Source organism: Alkaliphilus hydrothermalis (assembly GCF_016908555.1).
GTDB classification, from domain to species: domain Bacteria; phylum Bacillota; class Clostridia; order Peptostreptococcales; family Natronincolaceae; genus Alkaliphilus; species Alkaliphilus hydrothermalis.
Genome location: NZ_JAFBEE010000009.1, coordinates 26,696 through 42,673, shown reverse-complemented (window position 1 = coordinate 42,673; position 15,978 = coordinate 26,696). Strand labels below are relative to the sequence as shown.

Annotated in this window: 9 protein-coding genes; all 9 read right to left on the bottom strand. The window is 39.1% G+C overall.

The genetic code is table 11. The annotated features are described in order from the left end of the window. Nucleotides 1-230 precede the first annotated feature (230 nt). On the bottom strand, nt 231-5,546 hold the full coding sequence (locus JOC73_RS07965; RefSeq protein ID WP_204401868.1) for an Athe_2463 domain-containing protein: 5,316 nt from the start codon (nt 5,544-5,546) through the stop codon (nt 231-233). Between the two features lie 11 nt (nt 5,547-5,557). Next, entirely contained in the window at nt 5,558-6,775 is a 1,218-nt protein-coding gene (locus JOC73_RS07960; protein ID WP_204401866.1) for an S-layer homology domain-containing protein, read from the bottom strand. 232 nt (nt 6,776-7,007) lie between these two features. Beyond that, nucleotides 7,008-7,439 (bottom strand): bacteriohemerythrin, encoded by a 432-nt coding sequence (locus tag JOC73_RS07955; RefSeq protein ID WP_204401864.1) that lies wholly within the window; start codon nt 7,437-7,439, stop codon nt 7,008-7,010. A gap of 150 nt (nt 7,440-7,589) precedes the next feature. Further along, nucleotides 7,590-7,895 carry a hypothetical protein gene (locus tag JOC73_RS07950; RefSeq protein ID WP_204401862.1) on the bottom strand — a complete coding sequence of 102 codons (306 nt, stop codon included), beginning with the start codon at nt 7,893-7,895 and terminating at the stop codon, nt 7,590-7,592. 42 nt (nt 7,896-7,937) lie between these two features. Next, complete coding sequence (locus JOC73_RS07945) at nt 7,938-9,305, bottom strand: sensor histidine kinase (protein ID WP_204401860.1); 1,368 nt, start codon at nt 9,303-9,305, stop codon at nt 7,938-7,940. Further along, nucleotides 9,295-9,975, bottom strand: coding sequence for a response regulator transcription factor (locus JOC73_RS07940; RefSeq protein ID WP_204401858.1), 681 nt, complete (start codon nt 9,973-9,975; stop codon nt 9,295-9,297). Before JOC73_RS07940 ends, JOC73_RS07945 begins: the two co-directional genes overlap by 11 nt. A gap of 131 nt (nt 9,976-10,106) precedes the next feature. Continuing rightward, nucleotides 10,107-10,649 (bottom strand): hypothetical protein, encoded by a 543-nt coding sequence (locus JOC73_RS07935; protein ID WP_204401856.1) that lies wholly within the window; start codon nt 10,647-10,649, stop codon nt 10,107-10,109. A 169-nt stretch (nt 10,650-10,818) separates the two neighbouring features. Then, nucleotides 10,819-13,881: an FG-GAP repeat domain-containing protein gene (locus tag JOC73_RS07930; protein WP_204401854.1), complete on the bottom strand. Its 3,063-nt coding sequence runs from the start codon at nt 13,879-13,881 to the stop codon at nt 10,819-10,821. A gap of 161 nt (nt 13,882-14,042) precedes the next feature. Next, entirely contained in the window at nt 14,043-15,947 is a 1,905-nt protein-coding gene (locus JOC73_RS07925) for an S-layer homology domain-containing protein (RefSeq protein WP_204401852.1), read from the bottom strand. Nucleotides 15,948-15,978: the final 31 nt, after the last annotated feature.

Below are 15,978 nucleotides of genomic sequence, written 5' to 3'. Positions count from 1 at the left end.
TTCAAGAAACAAGAGTAATCAGCGACTGTAGCGTATATAGTAATACGCAAGGGTGCTGATTGACTCGCAGTGACGCAGAAGGTGAGGGATTCTCACCAGACTAAAGTCTGTTCAAAATTCTTTAGATTCAAGGAGCAAGAATCCTCGGCGGTCGTGGCGTATAAGTAATACGCGAGAGGGCTGAGGATTGGCAGCGACGCAGAAGATGAGGGATTTTCAACAGACTTTTTCTACCAACCTCTTTGGAGTTCTACATCATCCAAAGCAGTATCCCTTAAATCATACCAAAATACCTCTCCGTGGTTGATTCCCTTTCCTGCCAGATTGATGTTTGTGGGGAGATTTCCTCCATAGATTTTGCCATCATCCTGTCCCCATTGGGTTTCCCTTAAGGTATAGTCATAGATTGTGCCATCTGCTTTTATCCCGCTTATATCTAGGGCTATTAATAGTCTGTGGTTAAAGGTATTGTCATCGAAAAGGTCTAATTCTTCTCCTTTTTTTACTGCCTTTGCAAAGTAGGGTATGAATACGTCAAACTCCCATGTGTTGTAATGGCTTTTCTCGGGATAAATCTCATGGTGTTTTCGACTGCTTTGATTCAAAGTCATATTTCCTGCTGTTTTATAATAGGAACTCTCCTTCATCTTCATAAAGTCCCCCTCTTTTGTTTCTACGTAAATTTCTGCATCATATAGGTCATTCTTTTTATCTAGGGCGTAATACCGTGCTTTAATGCTGATTTCATCCCCATGGCCTTGGAGTCCAATGGTATCAATTTTAAGCTTTACCCTGTAGCCTAATTTAATCCCTTGATGTTGTTTGTTCCTGAATACAGGCATATCCTTTACATGGATTCCCTCTACTGCCAGAGGGGTGGGTCTTTTTCCTGGTGTTTGGAAATATTCCTCCCAGTTGAAATCTAGGATTGCTCCTATTCGTAGGTTTTCCACCTTCAAGCTTAGTAATTGATGAGTCAACAATAATGTCTCCCTGTTGCCATTGGGGGTGGTGGCGGTGAATTCAATTTTGTATAACCCCTCCTCCATATCCGTTGGGACATTGTGTTGCAGCATCCAATCTTTGTGATTACCCAAAAGTGTCCCACTCATTTGCACACTACTTTCTTGGGGGGTCTGGTAGTAGAGCTTCGCCACCACTTGATGGGGGTACTTGGTAGTCTTTCCCTTCAGTGTTGCTGTTGTATCTCCTATGAATACGGGTAAATCCTCCACCACTAGGTTAATAGGTGTGCGGACGGTAACTGGAAAATCCTTGTGTTGGATCTGCCCCCCTTCTCCAATGGCGGATACCTTCAGGGTGTAGCCTCCATCCGGTAAAGTTTCTGGAATTTGATAGCTGATGTTGTTCCAATGGATGTCATTTCCTGCTTTTGTTCCTGTTGTTGAACTGTATTGGATCGTTTTGATGGGGGTTTGTCTGACAGTTCCTTGATACAATGCTACCTCCAGCTTTACATCAAAGGGATATCTGGTCCATGCTTCGTAGACTTCTAGAGATTCAGATGCAGGAATGCTTCCAAGATGAAACGCTGTTTCCTTTGCCCTTGCTTTAGCATCAAACTGAATTGGTGGTGCTGGACTTAAGGTAAAATTTAATGTAAAGGTGTCGGACCAAGTATTTTCCACATCCCTGACGTAGTATTCCAACTCATAGCTGCCTTCGTTTAACCTATCGGGGACTTTGTAAATCCATTCCCCACCATTTCTCCTGTAACGCACCTTTCTTTCAATGATCCCTTTGTCTCCCCTACTATCTAGATGGTCATAGTCAAAGGACTTGTCTACCCAAGTTGTCAGGTAAATGTCTTCTCCGACATCATAATCCCAATCCAACTCTGCTAGGGCGATGGGTCTACGGTGGGAGTAGACTGTGATTTTAGGAATATTGGAGTAATAGGAGTAGCTGGAGAATAAAGGGTTGGAGCTGGGTTCATCTTTAATTCTCCGATAGATATCAAACTTCCCCGTCTTATTGAATATGGTGGGTACCGTGGATGTCCAAGTTGTTTCGGAGTAGGTACTGTTAGCAAAGCTCTCCATCCCTAGGGGGGTATCATAGTAGTGTTGGTCTTGAACATATTGGAAGCCTTCTTCAATAATCGTATCCCCTTCATCATCATAGCTCCCATGGGATAGGTTAAAGGTTTCTTCCCCTGCCACTACGTAGTATTGCCCCACATAGGGGTTGGAGGTGGCAATATGGTCTAGGGCTTCTATGACTAGCTGATCTATTGGCTTGTTGTTTAGAATAAAGTGTTCATGGGGGATCTGACTTTTTATAATGTCTTGTCCTATTAATATCACTTTTGCATCTGTTTTAGAGAGTACCATTTGTAGATCAGCTAATTCAGATATGTTTCCATCACTGATATAGATAATATATTTATCCGATAAAGTTCTAAAGGGGTCTGTATAGGGCTGTCTTACATGTTTGTAAATGGTACCACTGTAATGACCCGTATATTGGTTTACCCATTGCAAATTGGATTTCCATACCTGTACTGACTTTGTTAGGGTACCCGCATAATGGGCGGTATAGGAGGCACTGGAACTCCAGTTATTCCCTGATACTGAATAGGTATCGGTATGGGTCCAGTTGGTGGAGGTCCCTGTTCTAGGAATATACCCCGAATACCCATTTCCACTGACGTAGATGGAGGATGGGGCTGGGTTACTACTACTTTTGGAGGTATAGGGGGATACGGTTCCTGAAGAATAGGTGGTATTGGTGTGGCTTCCTGTGAAGGATTGGCTTTCTGTTTTTGTTTCATAATGTCCAAAGTCATGGGTGTAGCCATTATCCGATACGGAATACCGATTTAATGTCCCCGAATATCCCCCACTACTATAGCCTATGGTTGATGATGGATAAGAAGTGCCAGTAAAGCTACTGGTGCTGGCAGGTTGGGAATATACATAGGTGTGCATATCCCATGTGGCTACCTTTGGGCGGATGTTATTCCCCCTTAGGTAGTTGTCGATATCCATCCGACTACTGAGAACATAATCGTTCTTTGCCCTGTCTAGGTTTTTATCCAACATAAAGTAGGTATCTATTTCGGGTAGTACTATTGGTATGTCAATATAAAGTTCTGTTAGGGGTCTAAAGTTATCTACATAGAATTCCCTCTCTACTACTTTTTTTACGGTATCCTCTGCTGTTATATATTCATCTAGGGTTGGTTGTCCAAAGGCTTCTTCTGCTGTATTAACCACTTTATATGTCCCCAGCTTTGTAGGGGTATAGCCTAAGAAGTCCTCGGCATTTGTGAAGGTTTCTAATAGTTGTGAAGCATTCCCATCATTATTATGGTCATAGTATAGTTCTATGATGTTTTTAGTGATGATATCTTCCTCGGTACTGACTACATCATGGAGGATATTAAGGGCTTCGTTTCTTCCTAATACATTGTTCCATATGTTTAAGATAATGGAGGGTTCATAATCCTCTGCTATGGGGAAGGTAACGATATAGGGGTCTGATACCCTGCCTAAGGTATTGGTAACGACTAATTCTACTTCATATACCCCTGGTTCTTTAAACATAAATTCTTTGTATAGGCTACTGATATCTCTTAATCTAAAGGAGTCCATATCCCCTTCTACGCTTCTATATCTCCATTGATAATTGTTAATAGGGTAGCTACTTAAGACAAATTCAGCGTTGGCATCATTGGATGTATTGGTAGCCGATAGCCTTCTATTTTGCTTATAGTTGCCATCTAGCTTGTATTGGGCTCTTGGCTTCGTACTGTATACCGATACCCATTTCGTCATGGTTCCTTCTAGGTTCTGTTCCCCATGGAGGTAGCCCTCCTGCTCTACTCCCCCAAAATCCACTGTGCTGTTGGTGGCGATTTCGATATGGTAAAGCCTATCTATGTCACTGGCTCCAAAGACATAGCTGCCATTTAAAAAGGCATTGCTATTGACGGGCATTCCGTTTACCTTGATGGAATAGGAATCTATGTTTTTAGAGCTATTACTGACGGGTAGGGGGATAATATCATACCATCTATCGGGGATATTAATATTGATTTCGGGTAACTCTAGGACTGGTTCTTCAGGACTTTTTAGGTCAATTAGAATTTCCCTCCCGCAGGAGTCGGTTTGTCCATCTGTTTGGGTGACGGTCTGTACTATCCTAAAGACAAACTGTTCTTCGGTTTTCCCATCTACAATAGGTTTAATAAAGTTAAAAAGGGCTTGGTCGATGATATCATTATCCACCGATGAAGCTGTATAGCCAAAGGCATGGGATGTGCCTGTTGTGTAGGATTCAATGACATAATCATACTTTTTCAGCTTACCAATGCTGCCATCTAGATAATTGACGTGGTGAAGACCGTACATATCGCCATTGGGTAAGGATATATAGTTCCTCACATCAAAGTTGGCGGCAAAGCCCTTCCCCTGTTGCTGGAGGGTAACTGTTGTTTGGTCGTTGTCGGTACCACTGCTTTTATCATTAACAAAGATGGCGGTGGCTTTTCCAGTAAAGGTGATTTGGGAATCAGCATTTAGTTGACTTCGACCCACCGTGACTTCAAAGACATGATATCCCCCATTGGCCCCCTTTAGCTTAATGGTTTCTTCCCCGTGGCCAATGAGTTCAATTTTAAACTCCTTAATATCCTTTCTAGTGTAGTAGATGTATTCCTCAAGCTTCTTGATATAGCCTTCATCCTTTAAGATCCCCTCCACCTTTACCTCAAGGGTGACTTCACTCTGCCCCTCCACCATCACCAGCTCTTGGGGGGAGTTTTGGATGGTGACCTTTGCTTCAACGGGGGTCATTTTCTTTTCTGTTTTAGGCACTGAAAAGGTTTGATAATAGGTGATATTATCCGCCACGTGCCATCCCCTCAGCTCCCCTGCATTAAATAAGGTGGCAGGGCTAAGGACATTGAAGATTTGATAGGGTTGATGATTTTTAGTGGTGGCTTTAGTGGCATCGTAGTATAGCTTGTTGATGTCGTTTTGGAAGGTTGCATCTTCATCATAATTAGCACGTCGAGTCATATTACTTTCTTTTGCTAATCCTTTCTCCCAAGGGAATCCAATCCAAGCCTTTTCCGATAGGTCTATCCCCAAGTCCACATCATCCTTAAAGTGAACATTGGTGTAGGGGTTTCCCTCATAGTCCTGTCCATGGTAGCGGTACTCCCCCCTTTCAAGTACCCCCTTTATTTCCTTCTCATAGTAGCCCTTACCGGATGGGTTTTGGGTTCCCTTTTTAAAGTCTATCTCCCTTGGGTTGAAATTTTTAGGATGATTCCCATAGACAATGATTCCCTTATCTACAAAGATGGTGGTGTTTAATTTAAAGCCCTTTCTATTTTCAGCCTGTGTTCCCGGTGGCAGTAAATGTTCAATCTCTTTGAAGGGTATTTTTCTGTCTTCATAGAGATCCTTTGGCTTTAAGCCAATACTACTATAGCTGAAAAGCTCCAGGGGAATAAACGATAAAAGTAACGTCATGATGAGGATTAATCCTATAATATTGTTTTTGTATTTAAGCATCGATTCACCCCTTATGGTCGATATCCTTTAGTACTGATAAAAAACTGGAATCCTGAGTCATTTTCATATTTTTCAAATCTCACATGACGATTATTAAAGGTGAAGTTTCTAAAATATTTAGGGCTACTTTTTTCAGCGATAAATACCTTCTCCAGCTCCCCCATGGCCTTTTCATAATCCTTTTCGAAGCAAAATTTAAACAAATCTTCTAATACCCCGTAATGTAGCTCCTTAACGGCATCCACATCATAAACAACAACACTTCCTATATATCCTTCTAATAGTGCCGTTTTAGTCCCGAGTGCCATTTGCATTTTATTTGCAAAGATATGCTCTGAATTGTATTTAAAGGCTGCTTCGTTTTCATACAGACCCATCCCAACATTTCTACTCTCAGGCCCAAACATTCTAGATCCAAATCCTTTAGATTTTTCCAAAGCTTCAAGCATTGCCTTAGTCATATCAAAGGTTTCTTGATTCCCATGGGGGGTTAGTACATGGGTATTTTTATGGTAGTCGGGTAATATAATCACATTCTCCATATCAGGCTCGGCTGGTTTTCTCATATTGGGGTCTAGGAATCTTACGATAATGGCACTGGCTTCACCCCTGGTGGATTTGTTGGTGGGTTTGAAGGTTCTATCGGGATATCCCCCGATTAAGCCCATTCGGTAGGCGATTAATACTGAATCCTTATGGGTGTCGGAAACCTCTAAATAATCCCTTATGCCACTTCTGATTAAGGCTAATTCATGGGAGCTGGGGGCCTCCTCCTTCGTCATTAAGGCCCCGACAATGATCTTCGCCATTTCCTGTCTTGTGATGGGTCTTTTATAATCGGAAAATTCCTTTTCTCCAATTAATTTTTCATCCTTGGCGATTTGTATGTAGGGGGTAGCCCAGTATTTGTCCCCTGCTTCGGGCTTATATCCCATGGCTGTTACGGTGAGCTTAATAAATTCATCTACTTTAATGTTTTGGTTGGGTTTAAAGGTGCCATCGGAATAGCCCCCGATAACCTCTAGGTAAGTTAGTTTTCCTACTGAGTCTTTAGACCAATGATTTGTCATATCAGTAAATTTACTTAATGCAGCCTTAATATTACTGGAGGTAGTCCTGTTGAGCTGATTTAGTATATTCTCCATTCTATATCCTGTAGTTGTCTGGGCTGAGGCTATCATTGTTGAAAATGCTAATATGAGTACTACTATAAACCTAATTTTTTTCATAATTTTCTATTCCCCCTCTTGTTTATTTCTTCCTTAAAGGTATAAATTTTCTAACAACTTAGATAATGTTTAAATATTCTTCTTATTTTTACTTTTTCCTTTTATGTTAGTTAAAATAATGATTATTTTTAAAAAAATTGTAGTATTATGTCTATCACTTTTCAATGCGTATCTAATATTTAAAGGTAAAATTAAAAGGATGCCCTCATTTTCAAGGCATCCCTACTTAACGCTACACTATGTATTTTTCCAACTGCAAATCTATTTTTAAAATATGATTCTTAATCCATTCCACTAGGAAATCGATTAGCTCTATGGATATTTCCACTTGGTTTTCATCTATATTATTACAGTAAACTTCCTCAACTTTGTTAACGAAGTCTGCATGTTCATTTTTATGGTTTTTAAAGTATGCCCAAAATTCTGCTAGCTTCTCGTCATCAAATTTTCCCATTGCATCCTTCATTAAAGACTCTTCATGTTGAAAATGTTCCACTGTGTAATCCTTTAGCTCCCCCAAGATCTCCATAATTCGATCATAGTTGTCAAATTCTAATTGTGCGATTACCTCAGCATTAAGCTGGTTTATTAGCTCAACTAACCGTTTATGCTGCTGATCAACCATCTGTATATTTGTTTCGTACATCTTGTCCCATCCAAACATACCATATTCCTCCTTTTTAGTACTATAGCCCTATTGTAGCACATATTAACAATTTTTTGAATCTGTTTCAAAAAAAGAGCATAACTCTAATGAAGTTTAAAGGCTACTCCATTAATGAGTTATGCTACTCTTTCTATGCTATCAAATTAACTATAATTGTTGTTGAGCCTGTTTTAGCTGTTGCTGTGCCTGTTGAATAGAATTCAAAGCCTGTAGGTGTTGAGCTTGAGTCAATTGCTGTTGTGCATGCTGTACATTACTTAAGGTCTGTTGAATTGCATATTGTTGTCCCAACCCTGCATCATTTAAGGCCTGTTGTAGTTCTTGGGCTGCTGTCTGGAGCTGATTGGTCATGGTCCCTTGTACTTCAATAGTTTGCTTCCTCTGTTCCAATTGCTGTTGGATCTGCTGTAAAGTCGTTTGGGCATTTTGTAGTTGCTGAGTATGCTGTGGCATTTGCATTCCTCCCCAAAATATTTTTTGCCTCATACTTTAGGTTTACCTTTGGGGATAGAATATATTCTTTTTGATGGGAAGCTGTATGATAAAACATGCTCCATGGGGCAATATATTTTTTGCTTTAACAATTCCACCGTGACCTTCCACGATTGCCTTAACCATGGCTAATCCAATACCTGTACCACTTTGATCTCCCTTGTAGAAGCGTTCAAAAACAATCTTTTCTTCCCCCTCCTTAAATCCTGGACCATCATCTTCTATAATTAAGCGAAAGTCCTCCTCTTGGATTACTCCCTCCACATGGATTTTACTTTTAGCAAACCTTAGGGCATTTCCAAGTATATTTATTATGGCCCGCAGCATTTCATCTCCATCAACTACTATGGTGGGGTATTCTCCATAAATATTGATGCTGATATTTTTTTCAATGGCTAATGGTTTTATTTTTTCCACCGTTTGATGGATTAAGTCCCCAAAATCTACGGGTTTTCTATTAAAAAGGTCGTCTGGATTTTCTAGTCTTGTCAAATGAATTACTTCATCTACCGTCTTTTTTAGTCTTTTACTTTCCTCTATAATGATATCTAGGCTTTTTACTACTTCTTCCCCCTCTACAACCCCATCCTTTATGGCTTCTGCATAGCCTTGAATAGACATTAAGGGAGTCTTCAACTCGTGGGAGGAATTTTGGAGAAACCTCATTTGCTTCTCGTCATATGCCTTCAGGTTTTCTGCTAGCTCATTAAACCCCTCCGCCAGCTCCTGTAATTCGTCTCCAGTCTTCAATTTAACAGGTTTAGATTTGTTAATGTTAAAATTCCGAATATATTCTGTTAGTTTTTCTAAAGGTTTAGTTAATTTCTTTTCAAAGATAAAGGACATGATTATGGCAATTACTGCGGCTAATAAAAGGCTCAGTATTTGTGCTCGTCTCACTAGCCCATTAAGGGCCTTTATATCTTTTGTTTTAGCAATCAAAAGAAGATTCCCCTCTACGTTTCCTCTATTGTTTTTTATAGGAACCCTAGCAGTCACATAATCCCTGTCCCCATTAACTCCATTAATAATCTTTTGATATCTTTTTAACTCATTGGTTTCAATATTGGTATAAACTACTCTTTTTTCATTATTTAAAATAATCACCTTGGTTTCTAGATTTGTAGTCATTAGCCTCAGCTCTCTTCTAGTCACCAATCCTCCTTTTATATTCTCCGCTTTAAGGGATGATTGATTGTTCAATCTCTTTGCAATAATTTTCCCCTCTTCAATCATCTGCTGTCTTGTCTCATTTATCAAATATCTGTGGGATAATAGATTAAAGGATAGCCCTGTAATCATTATGATGGAAAACAGTAATATAAAATATGATAGTAAAAGATTACGTCCTATTCCTCCTCTATTTGCCATCTACCCGATACCCATATCCCCAGACGGTTACGATATCCACCTGCGATTCCTTTTCTTTTAGTTTTTTTCTGAGGCGTTTTACAAGATCATCTACAATCCTCGAATCCCCTATGTACTCATAACCCCATACATTTTCCTGTAGTTGTTCCCTTGTAAAGGGAAGATTTTGATGTTTGCATAGGAATTCAAGCAGCTCGTATTCCTTGTTTGATAATTTAATCTCTTCTTCATTACAGGTAATGTATCTTCTGGTGGGATATATTTTCATGTTCTTTATCTCAATTATCTTATCTTCTTCAATACTGGCCGTTTGCAGCCTTCTAAAGATATTTTTCACCCTAGCCACCAGCTCCCTGGGACTAAAGGGCTTTGATAAATAATCATCTCCCCCGATTTCTAGACCTAAAATCCTATCAAACTCTTCATCTCGGGCGGATACAAATATGATGGGTATATTACTATCCTTCCTTATTTCTTTACAAATCTCCAATCCATCCATCCCCGGTAGCATGATATCCAACACCACTAGGTCTGGCTTTAATCTTTTTATTTCTTGCAAAATCGTACTTCCATCTTGAAAGGTAGTGACGCTATAGCCCTCTTTCTCCAGATATTTCTTAATCAAATCTCGAATATTAAACTCGTCCTCCACCACAAATATCTTTTTCACTTTTTCCACCCCCTACATTAATTATATATAAATTATATAAAACTTCCTATAACAAAGTAAAGAGATCGGTTGCCCCATCCCTTTACTTGTTAAGTCTATTCATTTTTTAGTCTAATCCATTAGCGTGTAGCTTAAGAAAGAATTTCAATAATCTCGTCTAGTAGAAGTAGCTTTGCTGATATTTTGCTATTAACTAAACTTTTTAACGTTATTGCATTGTTTATGTGTTGTCTAGCTACTTCAATTTCATCATTTTTCACAGCTTGACGGAAGCTCTTCATAGATTCCTTCATTTCTTCTTTATATTGGGCAATTTCATTGTTAACTCCCTTTATGGTCTGACGTACTTCCTTCGCCTCCTGTAGTTCTTCCATCATCTGATTTTCCCTTGCTTCGATGTATAAGTCTAGGATTGTACCGTGTTTTTCTGCAGCTTCAGTTCTAAGTTCCAAAGCTTGAATTTTAAGTTGGTTTAGCTGTTGAAGCTCATTTCTAAATTCTTTTAATGTGTTAAATCGCTTGTTTTCTTTTACCTCTGGCAACTGACCTTCTCTTTCAATACTCTCCATATCTTCCCCTAAGAAAATCTCTTCTTCACCTTGAAAAGCAAATGTATTTCCTCCACCAACAACTAAAACACATACCATTAAAACCATCGCAACTATCTTTTTCATGTTTATCTCTCCTTTTTTTATATTGTTTTGATTACAACTTTATTATAGGTGGAGAGTTTGGGATAAATATGATTAAATTGTGGCAGAATTGTATGAATTTTAATAGAAAAATCCCTAAAGGATTTCTCCTGAAGGGACATTTAAACTGTTTCATTCAAACTGTTTAAAATTATTTTTTGGGATTAACCCTCATCTCTAGGTTTTCCCCATAATGGGTTACAGTGTATATCCTATCTTGCTCCTCTACCTTGATTTCTTCTCCTTTTACTTCTAGTGTATTTTCAGATGAAAGCATAATCTGGTTCAATCCTTTACTCTTGAACTTTATGATTAATTCATTTCCTTCCCATTGGTATTCAATGGGTCCATTTACCATTAGTATTGATATTGGAGGTTTAGAAACTGCACTAAATTTATTACTAGTCATATCTAATTTAACGGCCCCTCCTACTCCGATATATAGTCGATCTTCCTGTCTGTATTGTATTAAAGCATCTGCGGTAATCTTGTTTCCTTTTAACTTTTCCCCCAGTTCTATTCCAATACCACCAGTACCGATGTACTCCGCCGCCAGATGCTGAGGAACATTTTCAATATTTGGTGTTATTTGAACCTGCTTATCCCCTATAGTGATTTCATAGTCAGTATAAAAGGTATTGATGAAGGCCATTGCCATCTGCTCCTCCGTCATAAAGGCATAATTATACTTTTCTCTTACTTCATTTGAGAAGTCAATCATCTGCATTAGATGCTGAAGGCCACTTCCACCCCTAGTAATTTTGTACTCGATATGTTCAAAAAAGGTAAAGGGAGTATCCATATCAGCTAAATGATCGTAGACTTCCCCATAGTTTCTAATGAAGGGGGATGGGGTGAATAGCACCATTGGTAAAAATTCTTCTCCCTCCATCATTATGAAGGGGGTAGACCAAATGTAGTCCCTACCAAAGTTGGGGTCTGTAGGGGCATTTGGTGTTTTAAAACCAAAGTTATTCCAAATACCATACTCCATTAAATTCCTAAAGCTCTGGGTAGGATCATCAACATTTACCCGCCATGTATGCTGATTGGTGCCAGTATAGCCCCAGGGCAAGCCTAACCTCTTAAAGTTTTCTTGATGTAGCTCAATCTCCCTCTTCTCCAGTGCATCATCCTTGTGGCTATGGAAATATATATGGGGAAAAATAGGAACATGTTGTTGCTGTGCATATTTTAAGTTTTCTTCTAGCTCATTTTTGTACGGGAAATTATTCAGGGATAAATCGTAGGTCCTGGAGAAGCTTAATTGGCCAGTCATTAAATCCATCCGTCCATCTTCATCCCAGTCCAAGAGGAAGGGGACAACATTCTTTCCAGTATAGATTGTGTTTTTCCCGTAGATATTTTTCCTTTCGGCGGCAGCCTTTCCTTTATAGGATAAGGGCAATTCCCCATTTGTTTTAGTTGTTTCTGTCTCTGTATTCAGATTTATGTGGATATCACCGTTGGCATCCCCCACCAACAAATCCATTTTTCCATCACCGTTATAGTCTCCTATATGGGGAGAAGCAAATTTGTTGACTATCAGAGACTGTCCCTTAATGGACACTTCTCTACCCTCTGTAAACTTCAGCTTTTGTCCTTGTGCTTTTATTCCTTCATAAAAATACACCTTACCACTTTGATCCCCCACCACTAAATCCATGGTTCCATCACCAGTTAGATCTCCAACAAAGGGGGCTGCCTCTCCAGAGACTTTAATCTCCTTTCCCTTTGCCGTCTTGAGGGCTTGAGGAGATAAAATACCCTTCTCTGTATTGATTAAAAGATAAACCTTACCTGCCTTATTTCCAACAATCAGATCATTAAGTCCATTTCCGTCAAAGTCCACCACTGTGGGGGCTGCATTTTCCCCTAGATTGATATCTTTGCCTTTTGAATCCTTTAAAGTAGTTGGTTCCTTAAAACGGGGTGCTTCTTTTGTTCCAGCATTTTCCATAATTGCTATTGTACCATTATGATTTCCTACAATAATATCCATCTGGCTGTCTTTATTCCAGTCAATAAAATAGGGGTAGGGTCTAAAGTTCCTATCTACTTTAGAATAGTAGCTGACGAGCTCTGGATATTTTTCTAGGGTGATATCTTGGTCTTTAGTGTCCTTAATGTAAACTCCATTGGAATAATAGGAGTTTTCTTCCTCCCCCATGAATTTGGGCTTATTGTTGCTACCTACATTAATGTGATATGTAATGGTATTATACCATTCACCCCAGTCATAGGACCCCCTTACAAGGGAAATAGAGGGGATTTGATTGTGCTTTTTTAATATATCTATCCAAGTAATTAGTTCCTTATTTTTTATAGAATCCAATACTTCATAATGATTTTGCCATGCCATTGCTGGTCTTCCATAGGTTCCTAAAACCTTCTTAAAGGACATTCCATATTGATCCTTTGAAAAGTAACTCATCAGTTCATTCAACATCTGATAGTTAGCTGTTGCGTAGAAGAACTGAAAGTAGTTGTTTTCTTCTTTTCTTTCAACTAGGTCAAAGCCTGTGATGTATTGATTGTAGTTGGGTAGGAAGTCTGATAGGACAATCACCTTCCCTGATTCATATTGATTTATAGAAACAAGGGCTTGGTCTTTGTAGCCTATGACTACCTCTGCCCCCTTGACCTTTGCTGTTTGTACTTTCAGCTCTTTATTAATGTGCTTTCTATAGTCTTTTTCAAAGGCCTGAGCTATTTTTTGAACACCCTTTAAATCCCCTCCCACTTCTGGGTAGCTTAGATTCTGTTGATTAATATCAACTAATTTTACTTGATGTTCAAGTCCTGTAAAACTTGAAGGAAAAGCGGCTAAAATCTCTTGAGAAAGTATGAGACGTCCCCCTTGCTCAACATACTCATAGATAGAAGATTGATTCCCCTTCAGTCCCTTTATTTTAGCATCCATTGAAGATAGGTAAACGATGTCATAGGCTTTAAGGTTTGTGCCTGTTACTGATTCTAAGGGGATAGAATCCACCTGTAACCCCACCACTAGACTTTGTTTCAATTGCTGATATAGGGGCAAGTAGCCATCGTCCCCGTAGACCACCAACATTTTCATCCTGTAGTTGGGAGTTTCCTTTGGTTCTACCTGAATTTTCTGAACCGGATTTAATGCAAGTGTATTTATCTGACATCCTGTCATTAGTAGGATTATGACTACAAGTAGTAGGCTTAAGGTCCTATGTTTTCTCATATTATACCTCCATGTATGTAATATTTGACATGTTTCTTTTATTTTACCATTATTTGTAGGAGGTATAAAGGAAAAAACTTAATCGTCCCTCAGCTTCTCTGGAGCCACGCATATAAAAAGTCTTGAAGACATTTTATCTTCAAGACTTTTTACAATTTAAATTAGATTTTATCTAATAACTCTAGCAATCGGTAAATTACTACTGCAGCTTGTGCACGGGTAGTTTTGTCCTTCGGGTTAAATTTGTTTTCTCCAACTCCTGTTACCAGACCATGATCCGTTGCAATAGCGATTGCCTCCTGAGACCATGTAGCCATTTCATCTTTATCAGCAAAACTCACAGCACTAATGCGATCAGTTGCCTCAGGATTTACAACCTTTAGAGCCCTTACTAGCATAACTGCCATTTGTTCTCTGGTTATTTCGCCCTTAGGATCAAATTTCCCGTCAAAGCCTTCTACAATCCCTAAGCTAGCAGCAATTTCTATTGGTTGTGTATACCACATATCTGGAGCTACATCAGCAAAGGCTTGCTCCTTTTCACCTTTTGTTAGATTTAGAGCCTCAACAATTAATTTAGCAAATTGTGCTCTTGTCACATTACTACTTGGTGCATAATTTCTCTCGTCCACACCGTCTATGATATGTCTCGATGCCAACACCTCAACATTTGCTTTAGCCCAATGCTCACTTATATCATCAAAGACTCTATTGTACTCCATCACTGTGTATTTACTAAAGTGATTAGCATTGAATATTATCGTTCCTTCTTCTACAACTCTTCCTCCAGCATATTCAAAGTTTCTAGAATCAGGATTAAAAAAATATACCCCTAATTTTGCTGTATTGATATTTTTTGAATGACTATATTTTAATTTAATAGTAAGGGGTTGATTAAAAACTACTTTGTGGGTCTTATCGTTTTTTGTTGCAGTTAACTTCAAGTTGAAGACCTGGGAGGTAGCCTTATAATCATTGGACCCTCTGTTCCGTAGGACAAATTCAGCATCTTCTTTACTATCAATACTAGTTTGAAGGGATAGGACAGACCCTTCTTCAACAGAGATATCATCTGCATCAATTTCCACCTCTGCTATACCAGTGTCGATTACCAACGTTTTCCCCATTACTCTAGCTTTCGTAATGATCGCTGCATCAAATTCGACTATCGCTTCTGATGTACCTTCCTGTATCTTTACGTCAATATTTACCCTGTTACCTACCGCTGCTTCAATCATTTTTCCTACTTTCTCTTGATCTAGCTCTACTTTAAGCATTACCTTACCAGTATCATTCTTAGTGACAGTCGCCTTACCACTGTCTGTTTCTTTACCCTTAGGCACCTCTGGTTGAGGTGGTGTGATTACCGGCGGCGGTGTGATTACCGGTGGTGGTGGCTTCAATGTTCTTTCTATTACTGTAAACTCCTTTTCTAATGTCGCGTCAAATATATAAGCCTGTACAACGTACTCTCCTAATGCACCACTGCTAGGTACCCTATAGGTAGTACTAAAATTCCCTTGTCCATCTGTCACTAAATCCATTACATATTTTACAGTATCATTCTTCAATATTTTAATAATTACTGGTGCATAAGCCTGTTCCTCTGCATCCTTTGTAGCTACTCCCCTCACTTCCAAAACCTCATTGGGATGCAGCTGAGTCTTGTTAAGGGTTAAACTGGAACTTATGGCACCCGCTAATATATCAAATGACAGCTCTTGTTTTACTTCTGCAGCTATAAAAGTTGCTATATAATTTCCAGTAGCAACATCTCCAGGCAGAGTAAAGGTTTTTGTAAACCCTCCCTCAGCATCTGTTAATAGTTGATCTACGTAAATAGCCTTCTGGGTCTCACTATTTTCTACCTTAACAGTAACGGAAGTATACCCCAGTCCTTCATTATCTTTCTTTACCTGTCCATTAAAAAGGACTGAACTCCCTTGATAGTAGCTATCCCTCTGCAAGGATACCTCTAAACTATATGTAGGTAGAGCCGCAATAGCTGGCTGTATAGTCAATATACACATTAAAAACACTAATAATACGGAAATAGTTTTCTTCAACCTAATGCCTCCCTCCAAAAAAATATATCCC

Bases quoted from the DNA above. Each gene is read 5' to 3' on its own strand.
- JOC73_RS07965 (WP_204401868.1), bottom strand. From the start codon at position 5,546: ATGCTTAAATACAAAAACAATATTATAGGATTAATCCTCATCATGACG.
- JOC73_RS07960 (WP_204401866.1), bottom strand. From the start codon at position 6,775: ATGAAAAAAATTAGGTTTATAGTAGTACTCATATTAGCATTTTCAACA.
- JOC73_RS07955 (WP_204401864.1), bottom strand. From the start codon at position 7,439: ATGTTTGGATGGGACAAGATGTACGAAACAAATATACAGATGGTTGAT.
- JOC73_RS07950 (WP_204401862.1), bottom strand. From the start codon at position 7,895: ATGCCACAGCATACTCAGCAACTACAAAATGCCCAAACGACTTTACAG.
- JOC73_RS07945 (WP_204401860.1), bottom strand. From the start codon at position 9,305: ATGGCAAATAGAGGAGGAATAGGACGTAATCTTTTACTATCATATTTT.
- JOC73_RS07935 (WP_204401856.1), bottom strand. From the start codon at position 10,649: ATGAAAAAGATAGTTGCGATGGTTTTAATGGTATGTGTTTTAGTTGTT.
- JOC73_RS07930 (WP_204401854.1), bottom strand. From the start codon at position 13,881: ATGAGAAAACATAGGACCTTAAGCCTACTACTTGTAGTCATAATCCTA.